We start from the raw sequence: 22,442 nt of genomic DNA on the forward strand, positions 1-22,442 counted from the left end.
GTGATGCCCCATGCGCGACCCCGCCGCCCGCCCGCCTGCCCCTGAAACCCGCGACCGCATCCTGGATGCGGCCGAAGCCTTGTTTGTCGAGCATGGCTTCGAGGCGACCTCGATGCGCATGATCACGGGCCGCGCGGAGGCGAATATCGCGGCGGTGAACTACCACTTCGGCACCAAGGACGCGCTGATCCAGGAAGTGTTCCGGCGCCGGCTTACCGAGTTGAACCGGCAGCGATTGGCCACGCTGGATCGCCTGGAAGTCGAAGCCGGCGGTGCACCGCTGAAGCCGAGCCGCATCGTCGAGGCCTTCTTTGGCACGGCGCTCGAGATGGCGGCGGATACCGAGCATGGCGGGCACACTTTCATGCGATTGCTCGGTCGAACTTATACCGAGCCAAGCGGCTTCGTGCGCCAGTTCCTCGCCGAGGAATACGCCGAGGCCGTGGAGCGCTTCCTTGCGGCGCTGTACCGCGCGCTGCCTGAGGTGCCGCGCGAGGAAATCCTGTGGCGCTTCCATTTCATGATGGGGGCGATGTCCTACGCGATTGCCGGTACCGACGCGCTGCAGTTGTTCGCCGGAAAGTTCGATGACGCGGTGCCGGAACGCCTGATGCCGCGCCTGATGTCCTTCCTGCTCGGCGGGTTGCGTGCGCCCTTGCCGGGCAACGGTGCCGATTCCGCCAACGGCGAGAGCGGCGTACCGGTGGCAATGGGAAAAGACCTGCAGCGCGTGCAGAAGCGGAAATAGTTTGAACACGACATTCGGCCCGGCCGACGACCGCGACGCAGAGCGTGGCGCAGCCGGTGTGTGGGCCTGATACAGATGATCGAGGAGACGACAATGATCTGGTGGTTTATCGCTTTGCTCCCTCCCTTGGCAATCGCGCTCGCCTACGGGCGAGCGCCCTTTTTTGCCTGGGCCGGGACGGGACTGGTGTGGCTGGCGGCGTTCGCCTGGCTGGCGGGTTGGTCGCCGGCCGTTGCGAATACGGTGCTCGTGGCGTATGCGGCGCTGGCGGGGCTGTTCCTGATGCGGCCGCTGCGCCGTGCACTGGTGACCGCGCCGGTGTTTCGCGCCTTCCGGGGGGCGCTTCCGTCGATGTCGCAGACCGAGAAGGATGCGCTCGAAGCCGGTACGGTATGGTGGGAGGGCGAGTTGTTCGGCGGCAAGCCGGACTGGTCGAAGCTGCTGAGTTATCCGTGGCCGACCCTGACCGCCGAGGAGCGCGCCTTTCTCGACCATGAAACCAGCGAGCTGTGCCGCCTGACGGATGACTGGAAGTCGACGCAGCGCCAGGATCTGTCGCCGGAAGTCTGGCAGTACATCAAGGACCGGGGCTTCCTCGGCATGATCATCCCGAAGGAGTATGGCGGGAAGGGCTTTTCCGCCTACGCACATTCGCAGGTCGTCACCAAGCTGTCGACGCGCTCGTCGGCGCCGGCGATTACCGTGATGGTGCCGAACTCGCTCGGGCCGGCCGAGTTGCTGCTGCATTACGGCACGCCGGAACAGAAGTCCCATTACCTGCCGCGGCTCGCGAAGGGCTTGGAGATCCCGGCTTTCGCGCTGACCAGTCCGTGGGCGGGCTCGGATGCGGCCTCGATTCCGGACGCGGGCGTCGTGTGCAAAGGGACCTGGCAGGGGCGCGAGGTGCTGGGCATGCGCGTGTCCTTCGACAAGCGCTACATCACGCTCGCGCCGGTGTGCACGGTGTTCGGGCTGGCGTTCCGCCTGTACGACCCGGACGGGCTGCTCGGCGCGAATCCGGACCTGGGCATCACCTGCGCACTGGTGCCGCACGATCATCCGGGTGTTGATATCGGCCGCCGCCATTTCCCGCTCAACGGCATCTGGATGAACGGGCCGGTGCGCGGGCGCGACGTGTTCATGCCGCTCGATTTCATCATCGGCGGGCCGGAAATGGCCGGGCAGGGCTGGCGCATGCTGATGCAGTGCCTCGCGGCGGGGCGCTCGATCTCGCTGCCGGGCTCGAACACCGGCATGCAGAAGATGATCGCGCGTGCGGTCGGTGCGTATGCGCGGGTGCGCTACCAGTTCAAGACCGCCATCGGCCGCTTCGAGGGCGTCGAGGAGGCACTGACGCGCATCGGCGCGAACACCTATCTGAGCGATGCGGCGCGGGTGATGACGGCCGGCGCGATCGACCTCGGCGAGAAGCCCTCGGTGGTGTCGGCGATCGTCAAGTACCACGTCACCGAGCGCGCGCGCCAGACGGTCAACGACGGCATGGACGTCGTCGGCGGCAAGGGCATCTGCCTCGGGCCGCAGAACATGCTCGGGCGCGCCTACCAGCAGATTCCGGTGGGCATCACCGTCGAGGGCGCGAACATCCTGACGCGCAGCCTGATCCTGTTCGGCCAGGGGGCGATCCGTTGTCATCCCTATGTGCTCGACGAGATGCACGCGGCGCAGGACAAGGATCTCGCGGCGTTCGACAAGGCTTTCTGGGGTCACATCGGCTACACCGTGTCGAACGCCGTGCGCGCGCTGGTGATGGGCATCACCGGCTCGCACTTCGTGACTATCCCGGACAACGTTGCGCCGGAAACGCGACGCTATTACCAGCAGCTGACGCGCTTTTCGACGGCGTTCGCCTTTCTTGCCGACATCTCGATGGGCACGATGGGCGGCGCGCTGAAGCGCAAGGAAAAGCTCTCGGCGCGCCTCGGCGACATCCTGTCGCTGATGTATCTGGCGTCGGCGACACTGCGCCGCTACGAGGCCGAAGGCCGCCAGGCGGCCGATGCGCCGCTGATGCACTGGGCGATCTGGGACTGCATGTTCAAGGCGCAGAACGCCTTCGAGGGCGTGATCGCGAACTTCCCGAACAAGCTGTTCGCGACCCTGCTGCGCCGCATCGTGGTGTTCCCGCTGGGGCGGCCCTACGTTGTGCCGTCGGACCAGCTCGGCCATGAAGTCGCAAGGCTGCTGATCGAGCCGTCAGCGACGCGTGACCGGCTGACCTCAGACGTGTATCTGCCGGACGACGTCGAGGAGCCCGCCGGGGCGCTGGAGGCGGCGCTGCTGGCGACCATCGCGGCCGAGCCGATCGAGGCGAAAGTGAAGCAGGCGCAGAAGCAGGGGCGTTTCGATCCGGGGCTGCTGGTCGGCGGCGGTGTCGATGCACTGTGGCAGCGCGCTTTTGAGGCCGGCGTCATCAGCGCCGAGGAATTCGCGGTGCTCGCGCGTCGTGGCGAGCTGCGCGACAAAGTCATCCGCGTCGACGACTTCCCCTACGACTTCGGCCTGCGCGAGGCACTCGCGGATGTCGACACGAACGATTCGCGCCCGCTGCGTGCGGTGGCTTGACGGGATCCGAGGAGCGCACAGGGCATGAGTGGCAGCATCTACATCATCGACGGCGCACGTACGCCCTTCCTGAAAGCGAAGAACGCGCCGGGGCCGTTCGCGGCGTCGGACCTCGCGACCGCAGCGGGCGCGGCGCTGCTGATGCGTCAGCGTTTTGCGCCGGACCAGCTGGATGAAGTCATCCTCGGTTGCGCCAGTCCGTCGCCGGACGAGGTCAATATCGGCCGCGTCGTCGCCCTGCGCATGGGCTGCGGGCACAAGGTGCCGGGCTGGACCGTGATGCGCAACTGCGCGTCGGGCATGCAGGCGCTCGATTCCGCGATCGCGAACATCCAGGCGGGGAGGTCGGACCTGGTGATGGCCGGCGGCGTCGATGCGCTGTCGCGTGCGCCGCTGCTGTTTTCCGATGCAATGGTGCGCTGGCTGTCGGGCTGGTACGCGGCGAAAACCGCCGGGCAAAAGTTCGCCGCGATCCGCCAGTTCCGGCCGACTTATCTCGCGCCGGTGATCGGCATCATGAAGGGGCTGACCGATCCGATTGTCGGCCAGCTGATGGGCCAGACGGCGGAAAATCTCGCGCATCGCTTCGATATCTCGCGCACGGACATGGACGCGTTCGCGGTGCAGAGCCACCGACGCGTGCTTGCGGCGCAGGAGCGCGGCCATTTCGACGAGATCGTGCCGCTGATCGATCGCGACGGTACGGTGTACAAGGACGACGACGGCGTGCGCCGCGATTCGTCGATCGAGAATCTGGCGAAGCTCAAGCCTTTCTTCGACCGCAAGTATGGTCGCGTGACGGCGGGCAACAGCTCGCAGATCACCGACGGCGCCGCCTGGCTGATCCTCGCCTCCGAGACCGCCGTCGCGCGCCATGGCCTGACGCCGCTCGGGCGCATCGTCGACAGCCAGTGGGCGGGGCTGGATCCGGCGCAGATGGGGCTGGGGCCGGTGCATGCGGCGACGCCGATCTTGCAACGCCACGGGCTGGGCGTGAACGACCTCGATGCGTGGGAGATCAACGAAGCCTTCGCGGCGCAGGTGATCGCCTGCCTGCGCGCGTGGGATGACGCCGATTACTGCCGCGACGAACTGGGACTGGGCGGCGCGCTCGGGCGCCTCGACGAAGCGCGTCTGAACATCGACGGCGGTGCGATCGCGCAGGGCCATCCGGTCGGGGCGAGCGGTGCGCGCATCGTGCTGCATCTGCTGAACGTGTTGCGCCGGGGCGGGCTCAAACGCGGTATCGCCAGCATCTGCATCGGCGGCGGCCAGGGCGGTGCGATGCTGGTGGAGGCGCTGCCATGAGCATCAATTACAGGCACCTCAGCCTGGTGCGCAAGCATGATCCGGACGGCATCGCGTGGCTGTATCTGGACCGCGCGCAGTCGACGACCAACACCCTGTCGCGCGATATGCTCGATGAGCTGGCGGGGGTGTTTGCGGCGCTCGAAGCGAATCCGCCGAAAGGGCTGGTCATCGCGTCGGCGAAGCCGGCCGGTTTCATTGCCGGCGCCGACATCGAGGAATTCACGCGCATCGACTCGCCGCAGGCGGCGCGCGATCTGGTCGAACGTGGCTGGGAGCTGTTCAACTGGCTCGCGCGGCTGAAATTCCCGACGCTGGCGCTGATTCGCGGCCATTGCATGGGCGGCGGGCTGGAGCTGGCGCTGGCGTGCCGCTACCGCATCGTCGTCGACGAGCCGGGCACGAAGCTCGCGCTGCCGGAAGTGATGCTGGGCATTGTTCCGGCGTGGGGCGGCATGATGCGCCTGCCGGCGCTGATCGGCCCGGCCGCAGCGCTGGATCTGATGCTCACCGGCAAGAGCGTCGACGCACGCCGTGCGAAGGCGTTGGGGCTTGCCGACGAGTGCGTGCCGCCGCGCGTCATGGAGAACGCCGCGCGCATGTTGGTCGGCTCCGGCCAGCGTCCGCGTGCGCTGCCCTTGATGCAGAAGCTGCTGAACGGGCCGCTGAAGGCAGTCGTCGCCGCCAGCGCCCGCAAGCAGGTGGCGGCGAAGGCGCGGCGCGAGCACTATCCTGCGCCCTACGCGATCCTCGAGATCTGGCAGAAGTTCGGCGGCAATGCGCTGGCGGTGCCGGCCGGGCACCCGGCCTCGCTGGAGGCGATCTTCCGCTCGCCGACGGCGAAGAACCTGGTGCGCGTGTTCTTCCTGCAGGAGCGGCTGAAAGGCTTCGGCAAAGGTGATGGCAAAAGCGGCGATTTCGCGCCGCGTCACGTACATGTCGTCGGCGCCGGGGTGATGGGCGGCGACATCGCGGCGCTGTGCGCATTGTCGGGCATGACGGTGACGCTGCAGGACCAGTCGGTCGAGCGCATCGCGCCGGCGATCGCACGGGCGGCGAAACTGTTCGAACGCAAGCTGAAGCACGATGCGCGGCAGGTGCGCTTCGCGCTCGACCGCCTGATCCCCGACCCGCAGGGGCATGGTGTGGCCGGCGCGGATCTGATCATCGAGGCAATCTTCGAGAACCTCGACGCCAAGCGGACCTTGTTCGCGGATCTGGAGCGCCGCGCAAGACCGGATGCCGTACTGGCGACGAACACCTCGAGCCTGCGCATCGAGGATATCGCCGGCGCCCTCGCCGAGCCGCGCAGGCTGGTCGGCATCCACTTTTTCAACCCGGTGGCGCTGATGCCGCTGGTGGAAGTGGTGCGCGGCGAGGTTTCGGACGCCGAGGCGCTGCGCCGTGCCGCGGCCTTCGTGCGGCGCATCGACAAGCTGCCGCTACCGGTGAAAAGTGCGCCGGGCTTCCTCGTCAATGCGGTGCTCGGTCCTTACATGCTCGAAGCCTTGCGTTGCGTCGATGAGGGCATTGCGCCGGAAACGGTGGATGCGGCGCTGGTCGCGTTCGGCATGCCGATGGGGCCGGTCGAACTGGTCGACACCGTCGGGCTCGACATCGCCGTCGCGGCAGGCAAGGCGCTCGCCGGCAGCGCTGCCCAGCCGCCGAAACGCTTGATGGAACTCGTTGCCGCGGGGCATCTTGGTCGCAAGACCGGACAGGGTTATTACCGCTGGGCCGACGGCAAGGCGCAGAAGGCTGCGGCGGCGGCTGTGCCGGCGGGGCTCGCGGATCGCATCGTCGCGCCGCTGCTGGCCGCGACGCGCCGCTGTGTCGAGCAGGGCGTAGTCGCCGATGCCGATCTCGCGGATGCTGGTGTGATATTCGGGACTGGTTTCGCGCCCTTCACGGGCGGGCCACTCAGTTATTCCCCTGATTCGGGTAAAACAATGACTGACGAGCTGTCGCGTCCGTCCGATGGTGCTATGGTTAATGCTGGATGAGCAAAATGAGGAACTGCCGATGAGCGATGCTTCCGAAGCGCCGGCGCAGCTGCCGGAACACAAGCAGCCCGCCCTGCGGGTCATGCCGATGCCCGGCGACCTTAACCCTTTCGGGGATGTATTCGGCGGCTGGATCATGGCGATGGTCGACATTGCCGGCGCGATTCCGGCGCATCGCCGCGCGCGCTGCCGCGTTGCGACGGTCGCGGTGAATTCCTTCGTCTTCAAGCAGCCGGTTTCGGTTGGCGACCTTGTAAGTTTTTATGCCGAAGTAGTGTCGGTCGGCCGCACTTCGATCACTGTGGACGTCGAGGTGTTCGCCGAGCGCGATCCCGAGAATCCCGTGGTCGTGAAAGTCACCGAGGCGACGCTGACTTACGTTGCGCTCGACGACAAGGGACGTAAACGGCCGGTTCCGGCCGCGTGAGGCGTATCTGAAGTAGTTCGCGGGTTCTTCGCGATGCCGGAGAGTTCGCGCAAATCCTGGCAAGCCGTGGTGGCGCTCCGGAGATGCTGCGCCCGGATTGCACAGACAATTCAAGAGGAGACGATGTACATGAAGAAAACGACGATTGCCCGCCTGCTTCCCGCGGCCCTGCTCGCATTGGGCGCCGGGACCGCGTCGGCCGCGGGCTTCCAGTTGCTCGAGCAGAACGCCAGCGGCATCGGCAATGCCTACGCCGGTTCGGCCGCGGTGGCGGAAAACGCCAGCACCATCTTTTTCAACCCTGCCGGCATGACGCAGCTGCAGGCGCGGGAGTTCTCGGTCGGGGTCTCCGCGGTACGGCCGAGTTTCGAGTTCAAGAACAAGGGCAGCGTCATCCTCAATGCCCCCCGGATCGCGACCACCGGCGGGGACGGCGACGACGCCGGCTCGTGGGCGGCGCTGCCGAACGGCTATCTGTCGTGGGCGCTGAACAAGGATTTGTATGTCGGTGTCGGCCTCGGCGCGCCCTTCGGCCTGATCACCGAGTATGACGATGACTGGGTCGGTCGCGCGCAATCGATCAAATTCGATCTGAAGACCTACAACATCAACCCGTCGATCGCGTATCGCGTGAATGACAAGCTCTCGATCGGCGCGGGTGTCAGCTGGCAGCGGCTCGAAGCCGAATACGAGCGGGTCGCCACGGTTCTGCCGACCGGGATCTCGCCGGTGCCGGGGTTGAGTTCCACGTTCGCGACGCTGGACGCCGATTCGGACGCGTGGGGCTGGAACGTTGGTGCATTGTTCACGCTGTCGCCGGCGATGAAGGTCGGCGTGTCCTACCGCTCGACGGTCGACCACACGCTCGAGGGCGATCTGAAAGTCGAAGGCCCGGCCGCGGGACTCGCGCCGACCCTGCAGTCGGTCAAGGCCGAGGCGGATGTCGAGTTGCCCGACACCTTCATCGTTAGCGTGACGCAAAAGCTCAACGACCGCTGGGAGATGCTCGGCGACCTGTCGTGGACGGGCTGGAGCAGCGTCGATCAGGTGCATATCGTGAGAACGTCCGGTCTCGCGGCGGGAACCGTCGCGCAGACGCTCGAGGCTGACTTCAAGGACACCTGGCGCGTCGCGCTCGGCGCGAACTACCAGCTGAACGATGCGTGGAAGCTCAAGTTCGGCATCGCCTGGGACCAGACGCCGGTGAAGGACAAGGAGCGTCGCCTCGTCGCGCTGCCGGATAACGACCGCACCTGGCTGAGCGTCGGCGGCCAGTGGAAACTCAGCAAGACCAACACCGTCGATCTCGGTGCCGCCTGGCTGTATATCCCGAAGACCAAGATCGACAACGACCAGAGCACGCTCGGCCGCGGCCGCGTGACCGGCGAGTACGATTCCAGCGTGTGGATCCTGGGCGCTCAGTACTCGATGGCGTTCTGACCGTCGCATCGCGCGTCGGGCGGCGGTGCGCATGCCGCCGCCCTTCTTTCCAGCAAACGCCGGCCTGATCCGCTAAAACGATAACGGGAGAGCGCCCGGGGTGGTGCTTGCTTCGGGTAAATGACAAATGGGTAATCCGGAAACCGGAGAAATGGCATGAGCAATTTCATCATCCGCAAGGTCGCGGTGCTCGGTGCGGGCGTGATGGGCGCGCAGATCGCTGCCCACTGCGCCAACGCCGACGTGCCGGTGCTGCTGTTCGATCTGCCGGCGAAGGAGGGCAAGCCGAACGCGATCATCGACAAGGCGCTCGCCGGGCTGAAAAAACTCGATCCGGCGCCGCTCGCGGCGAAGGACCGCGCGGGCTATATCGACGCGGCCAACTACGCCAGCGATCTCGACAAACTGCGCGACTGCGATCTGATCATCGAGGCGATCGCCGAGAAGATGGAGTGGAAGCTGGACCTGTATGCGAAGGTCGCGCCCTTCATCCGCGCCGATGCGGTGTTCGCGTCGAACACCTCGGGGCTGTCGATCAACCGCCTCGCCGAAGGCATGCCGGAACAGCTTCGCGGGCGCTTCTGCGGCATCCATTTCTTCAATCCGCCGCGCTACATGTCGCTGGTCGAACTGATCGCGACGCGTGACACCGAGCCGGCAATGCTCGACCAGCTGGAGAGCTGGCTGACGACGCGGCTGGGCAAGTCGATCGTGCGCGCAAAGGACACGCCGAACTTCGTTGCGAACCGTGTCGGCGTATTCTCGATCCTTGCGGTGATGCATCACACCGCACGTCTGGGCATGGGCTTCGACGAAGTCGATGGGCTGACCGGCCCGTTGATCGGCCGCCCCAAGAGCGCGACCTACCGCACCGCCGACGTCGTCGGTCTCGACACGCTGGCGCACGTGATCGGTACGATGCAGGCGACGCTGCCCGACGATTCGTGGCACGCGTACTTCAAGTCGCCCGACTGGTTGCAGGCGCTGATCGCGAAGGGTGCGTTGGGGCAGAAGACGCGCGCCGGCATCTACCGCAAGGAAGGCAAGCAGATCCAGGTACTGGACCTGAAGGCCCAGGACTACCGGCTGAGCGCGGGCGACGTGGTGTCGGAAGTCGAAAGCATTCTGAAGACGAAGGACCCGGTCGAGCGTTTCGCGCTGCTCGCCGCGAGCGAACTGCCCGAGGCGCAATTCCTGTGGTCGATCTTCCGCGACGTGTTCCATTACTGTGCGGTGCATCTGGGCGACATCGCCGACAACGCGCGCGACGTCGATCTGGCGATGCGCTGGGGCTTCGGCTGGGCGCAGGGGCCGTTCGAGACCTGGCAGGCGGCGGGCTGGGCGGACATCGCGAAGCTGATCAAGCTGGACATCGACCACGGCCGTGCGATGGCCAACGTGCCGCTGCCGGCGTGGGTCTTCGAGCGCGAGGGTGTGCATGAGGTGGCAGGTTCGTACTCCGCGACCGACACGGCGCTGAAGCCACGCTCGACGCTGGCGGTGTATCAGCGCCAGCTGTACCCGGAGCAGGTGCTGGGCGAATCCGCACCGGAGCGTGGCGAGACGCTATGGGAGAACGCGGGCGTGCGCCTGTGGACGCGCCCCGATCAGGATGCGCGCATCGGCATCCTGTCGTTCAAGTCGAAGCAGCACGCAATCGGCGGCGAGGTGGTGGACGGCTTGCTCGAAGCGCTCGCGCGTGCCGAGACGGACCTCGACGGCGTGGTGCTGTGGCATCCGGCGCCGTTCGCAGTCGGCGCGAACCTGCAGCAGGTGGCGGAGGCGTGCAAGGCCGGTCAGTTCGACATGCTCGAGCGCGGCGTCGCGACGTTCCAGCAGGCATCGATGCGCCTGAAGCACGCGCAGGTGCCGGTGGTCGCGGCCGTGCAGGGCCTGGCGCTGGGTGGCGGTTGCGAGTTTGCGATGCACTCGGCGCACCGTGTGCTGGCGCTGGAAAGCTACGTCGGCCTCGTCGAAGCGGGTGTCGGCCTGATTCCCGCCGGTGGCGGCAGCAAGGAGTTCGCGCTTCAGGCGCACATGCTGGCGCAGAAGACCGCCGGGGGCGACGTGTTCCCGTACATCCAGCAAAGCTTCCAGACGATCGCGATGGCGAACGTGTCGAAGAGCGCGCTGGAGGCGGTGCAGCTGGGTTTCGCGAAACCGACCGACGACGTGCTGTTCCATCCGCAGGAGTTGCTGTACGTGGCGATCCGCCGTGCGCGCGCACTGGCGGAAGCCGGCTATCGGCCGCCGCTGGTGCAGCGCGCGGTGACGGTCGCGGGGCGCAACGGCATCGCAACCTGCGAGCTGATGCTGGTGAACATGGCCGAAGGCGGCTTCATCTCGCCCTACGACTACAAGGTGGCGAAGGCCGCGGCGACAGCGCTGTGTGGCGGCGAGGTCGAGACGAATTCGCGGGTCAGCGAGCAGTGGATTCTCGACGTCGAGCGGGCGCAGTTCGTCGAACTGCTGAAGCAGGAGAAGACGCAGCAGCGCATCGCCCACACGCTGGAAACCGGCAAGCCGCTCAGGAACTGAGCGTTGCAACGAATCGGGGAATGGATATGAGCAGACAGATTCAGGAAGCCTACATCGTCGCCGCGACGCGCACGCCGGTCGCCAAGAGGAACGGGATGTTCCGCAGCGTGCGTCCGGACGACATGCTCGCGCACGTGCTGTCGGCGCTGGTGGGGAAGGTGCCGGGCCTGGACCAGGGGGAAATCGGCGATGTGATCGTCGGCTGCGCGATGCCCGAGGCCGAACAGGGCATGAACGTCGCGCGCATCGGCCTGCTGCTGGCAGGCCTGCCCGACACGGTGCCGGGGATCACGATCAACCGTTTCTGCTCGTCGGGGCTGCAGGCGGTTGCCGACGCGGCGGCGCGCATCCGGCTCGGCGAGGCGGACGTGATGATCGCCGCCGGTACCGAGTCGATGAGCGCGATGCCACAGATCATGGGCAATAAGGTGAGCCTCAATCCGGCGATTTTCGCCAAGCAGGAAAACGTCGGCATCGCCTTCGGTATGGGACTGACCGCCGAGAAGGTCGCGCAGCAGTGGAAGGTGAGCCGCGAGGACCAGGACGCATTCGCGCTGCAATCGAACCAGCGCGCCTGCGCGGCGATCGCAGCGGGGCATTTTCGTGACGAGATCAGCGCCTACACGGTGCGGGCGCATGTACCGGGCGAAGGTGGCGCGGTGCGCGTGGTCGAGCGCGTCGCCGACACCGACGAGGGGCCGCGCGCGGATGCGTCGCTCGAATCGCTGGGCAAGCTGAAGCCGGTGTTCGCGGCGCGCGGCTCGGTGACGGCGGGCAACAGTTCGCAGATGTCGGATGGCGCTGGCGCGGTGCTGCTGATGAGCGAGGCGGCGGTGAAACGCCACGGCGTGACGCCGATCGCGCGTTTCGTCAGCTACTCCGTCGCGGGCGTGCCACCGCAGGTCATGGGGATCGGGCCGGTGGAGGCGATTCCGCGGGCGCTGAAGGCGGGCGGCGTGGCCACGGCGGATGTCGGCTGGATCGAACTCAACGAGGCGTTCGCGGCGCAGGCGCTGGCGGTGATGCGGCAACTGGCGCTGGATCCGGCCAAGGTCAATCCGCTGGGCGGGGCGATCGCACTGGGCCATCCGCTCGGGGCCACCGGGGCGATCCGCGCGGCGACCTTGATGAGCGCGATGCAGCGCGAGCCGAAACTGCGCTACGGCATGATTTCGATGTGCATTGGCACCGGGATGGGGGCGGCGGGGGTGTTCGAGCGGGTGTGAGGCATGCGCCCGAAAATTCTCGACCGCATCCCGCCGCGTTTCCGCGCCGCGCTGCTGCGCATCGGCTTTAATCTGTATCCGTCCTACCGCGCGACCGGCGGGCGGGTGATTCACGTTTCGCGTGACCTCAGGACGATCCGCGTGATGCTGCGGCATTCCTGGCGCACCGTGAATCCGGCCGGCGCACTGTTCGGCGGGGCGCTGTACGCGGCTGCCGACCCGATGTTTGCGATGCTGCTGGCGTTGCAGCTGGGCGACGACGTGGTGGTGTGGGACAAATCCGGGCAGATCCGCTATCGGCGCCCGGGGCGCAGCCATCTCTTCGCGGATTTCCACGTCACGGACGAAGACGTCGAGGCGGTGCGCCGCGCGCTGCGGGAAGGTGGCGAAACCGAGCGCACGTTCTGCGTCGAGCTGAAGGATCGCCACGGCGAGACGCACGTCGAACTCGAGAAGACCGTCTACATCGCGACCAAGGCATACTACAAGGCCAAGATCGAACGCCGCGACGCTGCGCCCGGGAACGCAGCGCGCTAAACATCTCAGGGGATCCCCACTCATGGCCAATACCGTATTGCTCGAAGTCACCAACCGTGTCGCCACCCTCACGCTGAACCGTCCGGCGCAGCTCAATGCGCTGTCGATGGAGATGATGGAGGATCTGCTCGTCGCAGTGCGCAAACTGCGCGACCTGAAGGACGTCGACATCGTGGTGATCACTGGTGCAGGCGATCATTTCATGGCCGGGGGCGACCTGAAGGACTTCGCGACGCAGTTCCATCTGGGGCCGGAGGCGCGCAAGGTAACCTTCCGTGCGATCGTCGAAAAGCACGTCAATCCGGCCGTCGAGATATTGCAGTCGCTGCAACAGCCGGTGATCGCGAAGGTGCGCGGCGCGTGCGCCGGCTTCGGCATGTCGCTGATGCTGGGTTGTGACCTGGCGCTTTGCGCGGATAACGCGAAATTCACGACGGCATACTCGTCGATCGGCCTGCCGGCCGACGGCGGCATGAGCTACTTCCTGCCGCGCGTCGTCGGTAGCCGCAAGGCGATGGAGCTGCTGTTGCTGGCCGAGCGCTTCGACGCGGCCGAGGCGCTACGCCTGTGTCTCGTCAATCGTGTCGTTGCGGCCGCCGATCTCGACACCGAAACCGCCACGCTTGTGAGCCGTTTGCAGAACGGGCCGCGTCATGCCTACGGGGAGGTCAAGCGGCTGCTCGCGAGTTCGTCGGACGCCAGGATCGAATCGCAACTGCAGAGCGAGGCCGAGGCTTTTGCACGTTGTAGCGCGACCGGCGACTTTGTCGAAGGGATTACCGCTTTCCTCGAGAAGCGCAAGCCGGGTTTCCGCGGCGCGTAAGGCGCCGGCGGTGCATCCGCGCTCGGCATTTCTGGCCGCGCTGCTCAGCGCGGCTCGGCCGCCGGTGGTGGCGCCTCCGGCAGCGGGATGAATTCGGTTTCGCCGGGCACCGGCGCGAAGCGCCCCGTGCGCCAGTCCTCCTTCGCCTGCTCGATGCGTTCGCGCGAGCTGGCGACGAAGTTCCACCACACGAAGCGGGGCCCGTCGAGCGGTTCGCCGCCGAGCAGCATCAGACGTGTCTGCGCCGTCGCCGTCAACATTACCTCGGCACCGCGGCGGAAGACGATCAACTGGCCGGCAGGAAAGATCTCGCCGTCGATATTGACCGCGCCCTCGACGATGTACGCGGCACGCTCTTCATGTTCCGATGGCATCGACAGTTGCCGCTGTGGCCCGAGCGTGACATCGGCGTAGAACAGCGGTGAGCGGGTCGCGACCGGCGAGCACTCGCCATAGAGTTCGCCGGCGATCACGCGAACGGCGACGCCGGGTTCCGCGACAACCGGCAGTTCGGTGTCGCCGTGATGCACGAAAGCGGGCGCGGTTTCCTCGTCGCGTATCGGCAGCCCGACCCAGGCCTGCAGGCCGGACAGTTTGGGCCCCGACGGACGCAACTCGGGCGGTGTGCGTTCCGAATGGACGATGCCGCGCCCGGCGGTCATCCAGTTGAGTTCGCCGGCGCGGATCGGCTGCACGCTGCCGAGGCTGTCGCGGTGCAGGATCTCGCCGTCGAACAGGTAGGTGACCGTGGCGAGCCCGATGTGCGGATGCGGCCGGACGTCGAGGCCGGTGCCGGCGGCGAGCTGCACCGGACCCATCTGGTCGAGGAATACGAAGGGGCCGACCATGCGCCGCTGCGCCGACGGCAGGGCGCGCAGCACCTTGAAGCCGCCGCCCAGATCGCTGCTGCGCGGGATGACGACCGTTTCCACCTTGGCTGCTGGCGTCGTGTCATTGCTCATGAGTGCTCCTCTAGGGCGATGGAAATTGGATGTCCCGGTCCTTCGCGATTAGAGCAGCTTGCACGCCTCGTCGAAGTCGAGCCGCGGACTGCGCGGGAAAAGCTTCGCCGGGTCGCCGTAGCCGAGGTTGCACAGGAAGTTCGTCTTCACGTGGCTGTCGGGGAAGTATTCGAGGCAGAACTCGTCGCCCTCCGATTTGCGGCCGGCGGGGAAGAATTCGTGGTCGACTTTCGCCTGGTCGAAGCCCGACATCGGCCCGCAGTCGAGGCCGACGGCGCGCGCAGCGAGCATGAAATACGCGCCCTGCAGCGAGCTGTTGCGCCGCGCGGTGACCTCGGCGAGTTCCGGCGTGTCGGCGAACCAGGAACGCGCGTCGGCATGCGGAAACAGCTTCGGCAGCAGCTCGTAGAACTTGCCGTCGTAACCGATGACCGCGGTCACCGGGGCGTGCAGGGTCTTGTCGACGTTGCCCGGCGCCAGCGCCGGAATCAGCCGGTTCTTCGCCTCGGGCGTACGCAGGAACAGGATGCGCGCGGGGCAGCAGTTGGCGCTCGTCGGCCCCCATTTCATCAGTTCGTAGAGCTCGCGCAGGGTGGCGTCGTTGACCGGGGCGTCTAGCCAGGCGTTGTGCGTGCGCGCATTGCGGAACAGCAGGTCGCGTCCTTCTTCGTTAAGTACTGCGCTCATCGTTTTCTCCTTCGGGATTCGCCGCAGGGCGTGACGTGAGGATGTCGTACGGCGTGCATTCATCGTAGACCGCGCAACGGCGGATGAATACCGCGGACGACGGCGATGTATCCGTTCGTCACCCATTTGCAATTGCACACGGCGCCGATCCCGGTGCGGCATATTTGTATCAAATGCCGGTAATTCGGCATATCCATCGAAAGTCGGGATTCGGTGAATTATTTGCTTACCCGGATCGAATCCTTGATTTGTGCAATTTGGGCCTCTAAATATGAGGAATGCCGTTCATCGGCATTGGAGGTAGCCATGTTTCGGAGATATTTTGCATCCGTTTTGTTAGCGGTTATTTCAAATCTTGCAATTGCAGATGACGTGTTCAATATTTCGGCGACCGTCGGATCATTGACAAATTCGGCGGGTTTAACGACTGCCAGCGATACATTCGATTCGCTCACGCAAAGCGAACTGAATGCGTTAATTCCGACCTACACCGGGACGGAAATCGCCAGCGTCGATATCGATTTCCGTGGCTTGGCGCTCACCGTGGCTTACCCCATAACCGGGGCGCCCGATCTCGTTCTGAATATTCCGAGTCTAGGCATTTCGAGGACCTTCGTCGGCAGCACGCGGGAGGAAAGCCGACGGCTGCTGCGCGATTTCTTCAAGGACGGAAGTATGCTGGGGCGCATCATGCGGGAACTGGCGCAGGTGTCACCGGTGGATCCGATGGCCGGCAACCCGAATAGCCTGCAGGCACGCATGATCACGGGTGCTTTCGAGCGCAATTTCCGTCGCCAGGTGAGCCGGATCAAGGGCGAGCGCGACACGCGCAGCGCGCTGCGGAACGAACCGCTGCGCTTCGCCGCGAATCAGCAGCGCGACACGATGACGGATGGTGTGGCAGCGAGCGCACGGCGTTCGTCGAGTGTGGACGTGGGGGCGACCGTGAGCGCTTTCCGGCAGGAGGGGCTGGGCACCGCGAGCGTCGATGTGCCTTTAGGCTATGCCTTTCCGCCGGATCCGGGGCGTCCGTTCTCGCTCAACGCGGATCTTCAGGTGAGCGACACCGAAGGGGCTGCGAGCTATGGCGCGGACATAGGTGCGGCGTATCGTTTCGACCTCAATGAGCGCTGGTTCCTGGCGCCGTCCGCCAACTTGGGTATTGTCGCATCCGAGGACCTCGGTTCACTGGGAACGGTCGCGTCCGCCGCGCTGACCAGTGCCTATCTGCTCTACGACGGCGGCTATTCGTTGTGGATGGGCAATGCGATCAATTATTCGCGAACGCTGCACACCTCGATTGCCGGATATTCATTCGATTCGAAAATAGAGAATGTCGTATTCGTCAACGGCCTGTTGCTGTCGACGCCGCTCCCTGCGCTCGGGGCGAATTATTCGATCGAATATTCGCTGACCGATATCCGTTATACCGGGACCGAGCTTTATAATAATTATTATGACGAAATCGGCGTCGCGCTTGGTCGCGGCTGGAATTCGGGCGGCGTCGAAAATAATCTCAGAGTCGGGTTGAGTTACCTGACGTCGGAGAATTCGCGCGGCTTCACCCTGACTTTGGCCTATTCCTTCTGAAAATCGCGGGGTTTTGAATTTAGTACCGCCTTGGCGGCAGGCGCTGCGGCAGCAATATCAGCCGCTGTATCGTGCGAAGCTTCTGGCGGAATTCGGTGGCCATGCGTTCCTTTTCGAAGCGCGGGGGCTCACCCCCGCGCAGCGTATAGACATCATTTTCCTTGACCAGCACCGGGGTCCAGAGGCCGGATTTCGACGATAGGCGCACGCGTCCTTCGGTGACGCCGACGGCCGCGTCTTGGTCCTTTTCCAGCTTGACCCAGAATTCCGTGCCTTCGACGCCGGCCGTGACAAATTGGGTCTCGACGCTGAACAGGCCCTTGGCACGCACGATCAGCTCGCCGAAATAGGCGAAGATCGAACCGACCCTGACGCGGCTGCGGGGCAGGACGAAGACTTCGTGGCCTTCGGGAAAACGGATGATGGCGGTGGCGTTCGCGCCCGAGTCGAGTTCGTCTCCGGTTTCGAGGGCCATCGGCAATTGTGCGGCGATGACCCGTCCCTTGCGTGTGACGGTGAGGTTGCGCGGGATGTCTTCGGCGCGCATGTCGTGGTACCCGCCCTCGGGGCCGGAATCGGCCGTGACGACACCCGTCAGCAGCGGGCCGGTCTGGGCACAGCCGCCGGCGAGTGCGCTCAGCGCGACGATTGCGAAGCAGCGTGACAAACCACCGCTGATGCCGGATGGGACTGTTCGGGGGATCGTCATGCGGGTTCCTCGGCGGTGGCGGATATTGCACGCTCAGGCGGACGACTGCCCGGCGACATGAGCGCGGGAGTCGCGCGTTTCCAATAGACGCATCCGGCGCGCAATCTTGACCAGAGCGACGTACGCGATGAAGAAGGCGCTGATGTGGTAGGGCTGATTGAGCAGGATGTCGGCCTCGACATACAGCAGAAGGGAGGCCGCGAAGTAGAGCAGGGGCACTCCGACAAGGTAGACCCATCGCAGCGGGCGCGATTTCAGCACACCGGCCAGCCGCGCCGTGACGCCGAGTCCGCCCATGGCGATCATGATCAGGAATTGGTCGAATGGGTCGAGCGGATGGATGCGGGTGCCGTGCAGGATGGTGTTCAGCGTGTCTGCATGCACTTCGTAGCCGCCGCGCTCTTCGGTGGTGAGGCCGCGCAGCACCGCGATGCGGTCGTCACGCGCTTCGGACCCGACCAGCACGATGCGGTCCTTGAAGGCGTCCGGCGGGATCGCCGCGGGGTTCTGCACGAGTTCCTCGTAGCGGTGGCGACGGCGCGCGAGCTGATCGGGTGGGCGGAAATCGACGATCAGCTGTGCGACGGCGTCGCCCTTCTCAAGGATGGGGCAGGCCTTCTGGCCGCTCGTCAGGACTTCGTCGAGGGAGTACGCGATGCGCTTGAGGCCTGCCGGCGTGCGCAGCAGGATCGTGCCCGATCGCGTGTCGATTTCCTCGACGACCGAGTTCGGCTCCGCGGCCAGCAGGCCCAGCGCGATCACGTCCTGCTTGCCGCGGACCGCAAGCGGCACGACCGTCGCGTAGCCGAGCCGGGTGCCCGCACACAGCATGCCGGTGCCGGCGACGACGTCGGTGAGTTCGGCGATGCGGGAGGGGCTGCCGGTGCGCGTGCCGAACACGACCGCGGTGCCGTTCTGCTTCGCGGCGCGGATGGCCTCGACCAGCATCTCGTCATCAGGACCCGGTTCGCCGAGGAAGATGTCGAAGGCGATGACGCGGGCGCCTGCGCGGGACAGTGCATCGATCAGCTGCGCGTGTTCGCGTCGCCAGCTGCGGTCGAACGGCCGCCCGATCTTCCGTTCGGTCTCGGCGTCGATCGCGACGATCTCGAGGCGTTTGTCGACCGGGCTCTCTCGGAGCACGTTGCCGAGCGCCATCGTGTAGCTGGCCATCTTGGTGTCGAGCGTCAGGAAATCGAACAGCGCCGTCCACGCGGCGAAGAACATCGCGATTGCGACGCTGGGTGCGATCCACCATGCGAGGCGACGCAACTTCATCCGCACGACGAGATCGGTGATGATGTTCGCCAGGCCCCGCTTTTCGATCGCGGCGATCAGGTTAGCGAGATCGGCCTTGAGCCGTCGCCCGCTGATTTCCGGCGCGTTCAGGGACGGGAGCGCCGAGATGTCCGCGGGGAGCGCGGTCGCATGCGGCATCTGCGCGCCTTCCAGCAGGACGGGAATGACGCGCTTGCCCTGGCGTAAGGCGCTGGCGATCTCCAGCCGGACGTAGTCGTCGGGGTCGTCGAGGCGTCGGATGCCGTCCTTCTCCATCGTTGCCCAGCGTGGAGTGATCATTACCAGCAGGACGGTGCAGTCGGCGATCCGCTCTTCGATCTCCTTGCGGAAGTCATCGCCGTAACCGATCTTCTCGATGTCCATGAACACGCGGTCCGCGCCGAAATAGTCCGCGAGTTCGCGGTAGATCAGTTCGGTATGGACGGTCGCGTCGTCCCGACGATAGCTGAGAAAGATCCGAGTCACTTCGGCCATGTCCGCCTCGCGGGTTCCGCTCTTGTACGGCCCTGGCGGGTCATGTCACAGGGTTTTCAGATAGTCGACAAGCGCGTCCTTGTCGGCGTCCGGCAGCGTCGTGCCGAAGTCGTGCCCGCCATTGCCATTGCCGCGCAGACGGGTGTCATAGCGCGTACCGACGCGCTCGGCATCGGGGCCCGCGGTGACAAAACCACCTCTCTTCTGATCATAGACATCGTAGCCGCGCAGGAATTCGACCGGGCGCTGCGACGGCGGCTCCAACAGGTCGCGCAGTGTCGGCACCGAGCCGTTGTGCAGATAGGGCGCGCGCAACCAGATACCGTCGAGGAACTGGATGACGTAGCCGTCGAGCGTTTCCTCGACGAGGCCCTTGCGCTCGATGCCCATCTCGCGCACGACGCGGTTGGCGGCGATCGCAGCCTCCTTGTTCCAGCTGTCGAGCCGCCCGCGGTCGGTGCCGATCTCGGCCAGCGGCAGGCGCGTGCCGGTGCGCTCCGACATGTGGCAGGCGGCGCAATGCGCATCGAACACCGCCTTGCCGGCGGCGGCCTTGTCGGCGTCGATCGCGAAGGGGTACTTCGGCGCCGGCAGTGAGCCGAGGTACGCGTGCATCCAGTCGACGTGGCCGAGGAAGGCCTGGCGGTCCTTCGGCGGGGCGCCGAGTACGCCGAGCGCGGAGTCGATGATCACCGAGCGCGCGTCGTGGCTGTCGCCGGCGAGGTTCATGAAGTGCCCCTTCTCCGGCTTGTATTTGTTGAGGTTCCACAGCGACGGCATGTCGGTCGGGCCGAAGGTGTCGTCCATCGGCGCCTTGATGAGGAAGTACTTAGTGAGGTTCATCGAGTCGTCGCGGCCGCGCCCCCAGTCGGGAAAATCGGGCCGGTAGATCCAAGCGAACTGCGCCTCGCGTTCGAGCAGGCGCTTCTTCGTGAGCGGGATGATGAGGAAGCGCCACGCGAGGCGGTCGAGCCAGTCGAGTTCGGTGACCAGCGCGATCTCGCGCATCAGCACGTCGGCGTTGAAGCGCGGGTCTTTCGCGCAGTCGATCAGGTAGCGGAAGAAGGCTTCGAGGTTGAGCGTGTGGCCCGGCCCGGCGACGACGTAGGTGGGGTTCTCGTCGTGGCGGCTGCGGTAGCTCGCGGTGTGGCAGGCGGCGCAGGTGTTGGCGACACGTGGAAAGCCGATGGTCTTCTTGGTGAAGCCGATCGGCAGCTCCTGGCCCTGTTCCCAGGCGACGCCGAGCGCGGCGTAGCCGCCGGCGCCGGGAAGCTTCTCCGGAAAGAGGCGTGGCAGCACGTAGAAGATCCAATAGGGGATGCCGGCATCGTTCTCGGCGCCGATCGAGCCATACTTGAAACGCATTTCGGGCGTCGCGGTGACCCATGCGGGCTGCGGCTCCTCGCGCAGGAAGCGGTACCAGCCGACGTAGGCGAGGACGGCGCCGAGCACGAGCAGCAGGGTCAGCGCGAGCCAGAACCAGTGATGCTTCGGCCGCCCGGATAGCGGATCGGTGCTCATCTCTTTCTCCTTCGCGGATTGCATCGCGGGCCTCCGGTCAGAAGGTCTTGAGGAATTCGACCAACGCGGCCTTGTCCTCGTCCGGCAGTTCGGTGCCGTAGGCCTTGCCTTCGTGGCCGGCGTTGCCGTTGCCGGGTACTGCGGTGTCGTAGCGGAAATACTGGCGCGCACCTTCCTGGCACACCTCGCTGACGAAGCCGAGCTTCGCCTGGTCGATGAGGTCATACCCGCGGCAGAAGCGCGCCGGGCGCGTCGCGGCCGGCTCCAGGAGGTCGCGCACCGTCGGCACCGAGCCGTTGTGCAGGTAGGGTCCGCGCAGCCACAGGCCGTCGAGGGGCATGTTGGCGTAGCCGAAAGTCTTGCGGAAACCGGTGAAGCGCCACGGGTAGCCGGCATACACCGAGCCGAGGTTCTGCGCGAGCTCGGGCGTGAAGGAGTCGAGGCGGTGGCGGTCGGTGCCGATGTCTGCGAGCGGCGTGACGTGGCCGACGCGCGCGCCGCCGAAATCCTGCCCGCTGGCGCCGTGGCAGTCGGCGCAGTACTCGGCGTAGAGCGGCGCGCCGCGCGCGGCGAGCGCCTGGTCGATGTCGTACGGGTACTTCGGCGGCGTCGCGTCGAGCAGCCATTCCTCGAGGCGGCCGATCGCCACCAGGTCTATGGTCGGCGGCGTCGTGCCGGTGCCGAAGGCGGCGTTCTTGTTGCGCTCCTCGGCCTTGGTGTTGTTGCCGTCCCAGTGCAGTTGCATCGGCTGACCGTCGTCGCGCGTCTTGCGTTTGCGTTGTTCCCAGATCGACGGGAAGTCGGTGGTGCCGATGCGTTCTTCGGGCGACAGGCGCGCGGACGGGAAGTTGAACAGCGCCTTCGACGGGTTGAAGGTATCGACGCGCCCCGGGCCCCACGGCGGCTGCGACAGCGACCACGTGAAGCGCTCGCGCAGCATCAGCAGGCGCTCGCGCATCAGCGCGATGGCGACCGGATAGACGAGGTAGCGGTCGAGCGGCCCGAGCTTGCCCGCCTGTGCGTCGATCTCCGGGATGATGTAATCGGGGCTGAAGCGCGCATCGGCCGCACAGTTGAAGAAGAAGTTCTCGAAGCCCATCAGGTTCAACTGGTGGGCGGGCATGCCGAGGTACACGCGCGGCGCCGATTGCGGCGTGTCGCGCACGGTGCCGGCGTGGCACGCGGCGCAGTTGAGGAACACGCGGTCGAGGCCGAGGCTGCGGCGCATCGACACGCCGACCGGCAGCGTGCGCCCCGGTTCGTAGAGCATGCCCAGCGACGCGTAGCCTTCACCGGGCAGGTACTTCGCGCACACTTTCGGCAGCACCTGCCAGATCCAGAACGGAAAGCCCGACGCGCGCTCGCCGCCGGTGGAGCCGTACTTGAAGTGACGCTCGATGTCCGGGTAGGTGACCGGCTCGTCGGCGCTGAAACGCACGTACAACCCGACGGCGATCGTCACCGGCACCAGCAGCAGCGCGAGCAGCGTCGCGAAGGCCGGGCAGCACCAGCGCTTGCCCTGTGGCGGGGGCGGGGGGGGATTCGAGGACGAATGTGGAGCAGGCAT

17 protein-coding genes are annotated in these 22,442 nt (G+C 65.9%); 11 read left to right on the forward strand and 6 right to left on the reverse strand.

The features are described from left to right. Positions 1-10 precede the first annotated feature (10 nt). The 10 genes from GPA25_RS05710 to GPA25_RS05755 all read left to right on the forward strand — a co-directional run bounded on the left by GPA25_RS05710 (position 11) and on the right by GPA25_RS05755 (position 13,633). Entirely contained in the window at positions 11-748 is a 738-nt protein-coding gene (locus tag GPA25_RS05710; RefSeq protein WP_246265407.1) for a TetR/AcrR family transcriptional regulator, read from the forward strand. A gap of 93 nt (positions 749-841) precedes the next feature. Then, positions 842-3,331: an acyl-CoA dehydrogenase gene (locus GPA25_RS05715; RefSeq protein ID WP_169259406.1), complete on the forward strand. Its 2,490-nt coding sequence runs from the start codon at positions 842-844 to the stop codon at positions 3,329-3,331. Positions 3,332-3,355: 24 nt separating this feature from the next. Beyond that, on the forward strand, positions 3,356-4,639 hold the full coding sequence (locus tag GPA25_RS05720) for an acetyl-CoA C-acetyltransferase (RefSeq protein WP_169259407.1): 1,284 nt from the start codon (positions 3,356-3,358) through the stop codon (positions 4,637-4,639). Continuing rightward, positions 4,636-6,642, forward strand: a complete 2,007-nt coding sequence (locus tag GPA25_RS05725) for a 3-hydroxyacyl-CoA dehydrogenase NAD-binding domain-containing protein (RefSeq protein WP_169259408.1) — start codon at positions 4,636-4,638, stop codon at positions 6,640-6,642. The genes GPA25_RS05720 and GPA25_RS05725 overlap by 4 nt, the downstream gene beginning before the upstream one ends. 19 nt (positions 6,643-6,661) lie before the next feature. Next, positions 6,662-7,069 (forward strand): acyl-CoA thioesterase, encoded by a 408-nt coding sequence (locus tag GPA25_RS05730; protein WP_169259409.1) that lies wholly within the window; start codon positions 6,662-6,664, stop codon positions 7,067-7,069. Between the two features lie 129 nt (positions 7,070-7,198). Continuing rightward, a complete protein-coding gene (locus GPA25_RS05735; protein ID WP_169259410.1) occupies positions 7,199-8,509 on the forward strand; it encodes an OmpP1/FadL family transporter in 1,311 nt (436 codons plus the stop codon). Between the two features lie 156 nt (positions 8,510-8,665). Beyond that, positions 8,666-11,047 (forward strand): 3-hydroxyacyl-CoA dehydrogenase/enoyl-CoA hydratase family protein, encoded by a 2,382-nt coding sequence (locus GPA25_RS05740; RefSeq protein WP_169259411.1) that lies wholly within the window; start codon positions 8,666-8,668, stop codon positions 11,045-11,047. Between the two features lie 26 nt (positions 11,048-11,073). Next, positions 11,074-12,273, forward strand: coding sequence for an acetyl-CoA C-acyltransferase (locus GPA25_RS05745; protein ID WP_169259412.1), 1,200 nt, complete (start codon positions 11,074-11,076; stop codon positions 12,271-12,273). A gap of 3 nt (positions 12,274-12,276) precedes the next feature. Then, the gene (locus GPA25_RS05750; protein ID WP_169259413.1) at positions 12,277-12,810 is read left to right on the forward strand and encodes a DUF4442 domain-containing protein; all 534 of its coding nucleotides are present in this window, start codon (positions 12,277-12,279) and stop codon (positions 12,808-12,810) included. A 22-nt stretch (positions 12,811-12,832) separates the two neighbouring features. Further along, positions 12,833-13,633, forward strand: coding sequence for an enoyl-CoA hydratase/isomerase family protein (locus GPA25_RS05755; protein ID WP_169259414.1), 801 nt, complete (start codon positions 12,833-12,835; stop codon positions 13,631-13,633). 44 nt (positions 13,634-13,677) lie between these two features. Here the strand turns inward: GPA25_RS05755 and GPA25_RS05760 are convergent, their stop codons facing one another. Together GPA25_RS05760 and GPA25_RS05765 are read right to left on the reverse strand one after the other, a co-directional pair. Continuing rightward, complete coding sequence (locus GPA25_RS05760) at positions 13,678-14,595, reverse strand: pirin family protein (protein ID WP_169259415.1); 918 nt, start codon at positions 14,593-14,595, stop codon at positions 13,678-13,680. A gap of 48 nt (positions 14,596-14,643) precedes the next feature. Then, positions 14,644-15,282, reverse strand: coding sequence for a malonic semialdehyde reductase (locus GPA25_RS05765; protein ID WP_169259416.1), 639 nt, complete (start codon positions 15,280-15,282; stop codon positions 14,644-14,646). A 213-nt stretch (positions 15,283-15,495) separates the two neighbouring features. On the opposite strand from GPA25_RS05765, the gene GPA25_RS05770 reads away from it, so the two are divergent. Then, a complete protein-coding gene (locus GPA25_RS05770; RefSeq protein ID WP_169259417.1) occupies positions 15,496-16,872 on the forward strand; it encodes a hypothetical protein in 1,377 nt (458 codons plus the stop codon). 19 nt (positions 16,873-16,891) lie between these two features. Here GPA25_RS05770 and GPA25_RS05775 read toward each other — a convergent pair whose 3' ends face one another. From GPA25_RS05775 to GPA25_RS05790, 4 genes are read right to left on the reverse strand one after another with little or no spacing between them, the layout of a single operon-like run. After that, a complete protein-coding gene (locus GPA25_RS05775; protein ID WP_169259418.1) occupies positions 16,892-17,581 on the reverse strand; it encodes a FecR domain-containing protein in 690 nt (229 codons plus the stop codon). A 33-nt stretch (positions 17,582-17,614) separates the two neighbouring features. Then, on the reverse strand, positions 17,615-19,354 hold the full coding sequence (locus GPA25_RS05780) for a CHASE2 domain-containing protein (RefSeq protein ID WP_169259419.1): 1,740 nt from the start codon (positions 19,352-19,354) through the stop codon (positions 17,615-17,617). A gap of 45 nt (positions 19,355-19,399) precedes the next feature. Further along, positions 19,400-20,875 carry a c-type cytochrome gene (locus GPA25_RS05785; protein WP_246265408.1) on the reverse strand — a complete coding sequence of 492 codons (1,476 nt, stop codon included), beginning with the start codon at positions 20,873-20,875 and terminating at the stop codon, positions 19,400-19,402. A 37-nt stretch (positions 20,876-20,912) separates the two neighbouring features. Further along, on the reverse strand, positions 20,913-22,442 hold the full coding sequence (locus GPA25_RS05790) for a c-type cytochrome (RefSeq protein ID WP_211162971.1): 1,530 nt from the start codon (positions 22,440-22,442) through the stop codon (positions 20,913-20,915).

Origin of the sequence: Aromatoleum diolicum, from assembly GCF_012910955.1 — a bacterium.
GTDB lineage: Bacteria > Pseudomonadota > Gammaproteobacteria > Burkholderiales > Rhodocyclaceae > Aromatoleum > Aromatoleum diolicum.

Excerpts from the sequence above, each read along its gene's own strand:
- GPA25_RS05720 (WP_169259407.1), top strand. The coding sequence starts at position 3,356 with ATGAGTGGCAGCATCTACATCATCGACGGCGCACGTACGCCCTTCCTG.
- GPA25_RS05730 (WP_169259409.1), top strand. The coding sequence starts at position 6,662 with ATGAGCGATGCTTCCGAAGCGCCGGCGCAGCTGCCGGAACACAAGCAG.
- GPA25_RS05775 (WP_169259418.1), bottom strand. The coding sequence starts at position 17,581 with ATGACGATCCCCCGAACAGTCCCATCCGGCATCAGCGGTGGTTTGTCA.
- GPA25_RS05745 (WP_169259412.1), top strand. The coding sequence starts at position 11,074 with ATGAGCAGACAGATTCAGGAAGCCTACATCGTCGCCGCGACGCGCACG.
- GPA25_RS05755 (WP_169259414.1), top strand. The coding sequence starts at position 12,833 with ATGGCCAATACCGTATTGCTCGAAGTCACCAACCGTGTCGCCACCCTC.
- GPA25_RS05740 (WP_169259411.1), top strand. The coding sequence starts at position 8,666 with ATGAGCAATTTCATCATCCGCAAGGTCGCGGTGCTCGGTGCGGGCGTG.
- GPA25_RS05765 (WP_169259416.1), bottom strand. The coding sequence starts at position 15,282 with ATGAGCGCAGTACTTAACGAAGAAGGACGCGACCTGCTGTTCCGCAAT.
- GPA25_RS05760 (WP_169259415.1), bottom strand. The coding sequence starts at position 14,595 with ATGAGCAATGACACGACGCCAGCAGCCAAGGTGGAAACGGTCGTCATC.
- GPA25_RS05725 (WP_169259408.1), top strand. The coding sequence starts at position 4,636 with ATGAGCATCAATTACAGGCACCTCAGCCTGGTGCGCAAGCATGATCCG.
- GPA25_RS05735 (WP_169259410.1), top strand. The coding sequence starts at position 7,199 with ATGAAGAAAACGACGATTGCCCGCCTGCTTCCCGCGGCCCTGCTCGCA.
- GPA25_RS05785 (WP_246265408.1), bottom strand. The coding sequence starts at position 20,875 with ATGAGCACCGATCCGCTATCCGGGCGGCCGAAGCATCACTGGTTCTGG.
- GPA25_RS05780 (WP_169259419.1), bottom strand. The coding sequence starts at position 19,354 with ATGGCCGAAGTGACTCGGATCTTTCTCAGCTATCGTCGGGACGACGCG.
- GPA25_RS05790 (WP_211162971.1), bottom strand. The coding sequence starts at position 22,442 with ATGCCTGCTCCACATTCGTCCTCGAATCCCCCCCCGCCCCCGCCACAG.
- GPA25_RS05715 (WP_169259406.1), top strand. The coding sequence starts at position 842 with ATGATCTGGTGGTTTATCGCTTTGCTCCCTCCCTTGGCAATCGCGCTC.
- GPA25_RS05710 (WP_246265407.1), top strand. The coding sequence starts at position 11 with ATGCGCGACCCCGCCGCCCGCCCGCCTGCCCCTGAAACCCGCGACCGC.
- GPA25_RS05750 (WP_169259413.1), top strand. The coding sequence starts at position 12,277 with ATGCGCCCGAAAATTCTCGACCGCATCCCGCCGCGTTTCCGCGCCGCG.